General features: G+C 33.4%; 1 protein-coding gene and 1 pseudogene. One reads left to right on the top strand and one right to left on the bottom strand.

Annotation, left to right across the window (positions count from 1 at the left end; translation table 11 throughout):
* Positions 1-827, top strand: a pseudogene (locus tag F6K54_RS42255) (GTPase); the annotation flags it as partial.
* A 659-nt stretch (positions 828-1,486) separates the two neighbouring features.
* Here F6K54_RS42255 and F6K54_RS42250 read toward each other — a convergent pair.
* Positions 1,487-2,188 (bottom strand): hypothetical protein, encoded by a 702-nt coding sequence (locus tag F6K54_RS42250; protein ID WP_293090465.1) that lies wholly within the window; start codon positions 2,186-2,188, stop codon positions 1,487-1,489.
* Positions 2,189-3,229: the final 1,041 nt, after the last annotated feature.

Here is a 3,229-nt window from a genome sequence, read left to right as displayed (position 1 = left end):
TTATTGTGGCGATGCACAAGGATATTGAGGAGCAAAAATATGTTTGGAAAAGTGGAGTTATTCTCAAGAAAAATAAAGCCAGAGCAGAAATAATTGAATATTACGGTAAGAGAGAAATAAAAATTAGAATTTCTGGGCAACAAAAACGGGATTTAATGACTATTGTGACTCACGAGCTGGATAAAATTCATAGTTCCTACAATAATCGACTCAAATATGATAAATTAATTCCTTGTAATTGCAAGGATTGTAAAGAAAATAGCCAGAATCCTCACTTCTATAAATTCGATGACTTGCAACGCCGGATTAATAATGGTATATTCAAGACTCAATGCGAGTTGTACTATAATGAAGTTGATGTATTAAGTTTAATTTCTGATGTAATAGAAAGAGAACCGAGTAGTAGTTTTTTACAACCTAAAGATTCTACAAACCCTATCACAAATCATTATTATGGCTCAGTAATAAATATGAAAGATAATGATTTTATTGGCAGTCAAACTATAGCTGAAAAAATTGTCAATGACCAAAGTCGTAAAATTGAAAATAAAGATGGAAATATTGTGGGGAATATATTCGGCGATGAAAGTAATATCCGAGATAAAGTAACAACAAATTCTCCTCAGCCAAAAATAGAGGAACCGAAAAAATTTGGATTTTTAGATTTCGTGACTTGGATGCAGAATGGGCAGATTCTTTTCATCTTAACTTCTTCTATTATTGGCATTCTTTTGCTGATTATTTATCCTCAGTTATATCCAGATGGATTACCAGAATGGGTAAAGCAAATTCAAGATATTATTCCAGTTCCACGAATAGAAAATTAATCTAATAGCTAAAAATAAATGTAAGCATTCCACAGGAAATGCTTACCGAATAATTAATAATTAATAATTAGGGCTTGCTGATTAAATATAAAAGCATTTACAGATAAAGCTTTTAGCCTTTTTGGGTCTTGAAAAAGTACCAGGTTTTTAGCTCTTCATGCTCAAAAAGTGAGGATTTTGGGGTGAGGGGGGCAGAAAAATCACTCTTGCTACTATGAACGACCAACTTCTCTATAACTCCCCTAACTTCTGACTCTTAACTATTCCCTCCATACCTATTCCCTATTCCCTACAAAGAGCAAAAGGACTTTATTCAGCAAACCCTAATTAAATAATTCTGGTTTAAAGCCTCCCCTTTTAAGGGGAAAAAAAATAATATTTCCTGATATTCAATCAATAACAGTTTTAACCAGAGGTAATTATCAATTATCAATTATCAATTATCAATTATCAATTATCAATTATCAATTAATGAATTGATATAGCAATCAGGAATCAGATGTGAGAATTGAGATGTTCCTTGAAAGTATAGAGTATAGCAGTTATCTCACTCATATATATTCGTTTTTTTCTTCTTCTCTGTTGCCTGTTGCCTGTTGACTGTTGCCTAAAAATCTCCAATATCTCACAACTCAAACCATATTGCTATAACTAACTTGTTATCTAGGAATAACTGAAGTAATTAACCCATATAGTCTATGCCTGAAAAAATTTTTCCCTACATTTTTCTCTACATATGTAGGTTTTGTAGGTTGTTTCATTACCTGTAATAATGAATTTAAAGCATAATCTTCAGATGAGTTTACTTGACGATCGAAAAGAGCAATATTCATCGCTAAAGGAAGAGCGATCACTGCTACATCTGGCTCTAATTCTTCAACTAATAAATCGATAGACTGAGGTACTCTAATAGCAGAGCGAACCCCGTCTAACATATTTTCATCTAATCCCAATTGTTGTAAATTAGGACATATTTCTTCCCATTTAATTTTCTGATTTGGTTCTCCTGCTTGAATGACATAAGCTATCAACCTTTGCAGTTTTCCTTGTTGTTTAGCTGTCATTATTTGGATCGGTTCGGTTGCTGTTATTTCTTGGGAACTATTTTGAGATGTTTCTATATTAATACCATCGACAATTTTTTGCCAATCTTGGCGATCGCAAGATTCTGGTTTTTCTACAGTTAAGGAAATAGTTATTTTTTTGTCTAGACTAGCATTAAGTTCGGTTACTTCTGCTTTTACTCCCAAAAAACCTAGCCATTTAGCAATTGTATGAATTAATGTTAGACGGGTTGAGTGACAGTTTGCTAATAACCGAACCTGGGTCCGAACCATGGGACGAACTATTTGTGTCAGCATTATCGTTAACGTACTGTCTTAGTTATAATTTTACTTTTTTATAGAATAACTAATTTTTTTTGTCTGAATAGCAATTTTAGCTACAGATTTTTTTTTGCCTTGCAGTATTCTGAATTAGGGTTTGCTGAAAAAGTCTTTCTTCAGAAGTAGGGGAGCGGGGGAGTAGGGGAGTAGGGGAGAATTTTTTTGCCCAACTCAGCAGCAAAAATGCCCTCCTTTTTGAGCATGAAGAGCTGAAAACCAAGGTATTACAGACCTAAAAAGGCTAAAACCTTTATTTGTAAATGCTTTTGGATTTAATCAGCAAGCCCGAATTAAATCTCAAAATTCCTACCAAACTTGATATAATACTGAATTGAAGTGTCACTTAAACATAGCATTCTTTTTTCCAATTGGTATCATACTAAATTGATAAATGTTTGCTACAAATAGCTAGTGTCGCTACACGGAAGTTAAAAATCAATCATTTTTAATTTGTAATTGTTTTAGGATTTTGTAACTGATTAGTTATTTCCACCATCTTGTACTAGGGTATTTCTTATAATTTCCTACGGAATGCTCCACAAAAAGAATTCAGGAGTCACATGGGAATAGATTTAATAGCATTTTTGATGTTGTAAATTATCTTTTTCATCAAATATATTTTTTAGGCTTTGCTCTTTATAATTCTATGTTTTATTAAATCTTAATTCGGGTTTGCTGATTAAATCTAAAAGTATTTACAGATAAAGGTAAGTGCCTTTTTGGGGTCGAAAAAAGTGCCTGGTTTTCAGATCTTCACGCTCAAAAAGTTAGTATTTTAGGTGCATATTTGGGCAGAAAAATCAAGGAAAAATTCTTAACTCCTACCTCCTCTAAATTCCTTTTTCTCCTGTCTCCTGTCTCCCCCTCCTGGGAGCAGGGCTGTTTCAAAGTATTGTAGATTAAGGATGCGCGGGAGAATGGGAGTAATGGGCATAGTGGAACAGTGAAATTTGCCAAAATTTGCCGATTTTGAGCGCAAAGTACGCGTCTTTAAGCTCTGAGAGAATATTTGGTTCA

The organism is Okeania sp. SIO3B5, from assembly GCF_010692555.1.
Lineage (GTDB): Bacteria > Cyanobacteriota > Cyanobacteriia > Cyanobacteriales > Microcoleaceae > Okeania.
Note: the sequence above shows the minus strand (reverse complement) of the source record. Positions and strands in the feature narration are given on the sequence as shown.

Bases quoted from the DNA above. Each gene is read 5' to 3' on its own strand.
- F6K54_RS42250 (WP_293090465.1), bottom strand. From the start codon at position 2,188: ATGCTGACACAAATAGTTCGTCCCATGGTTCGGACCCAGGTTCGGTTA.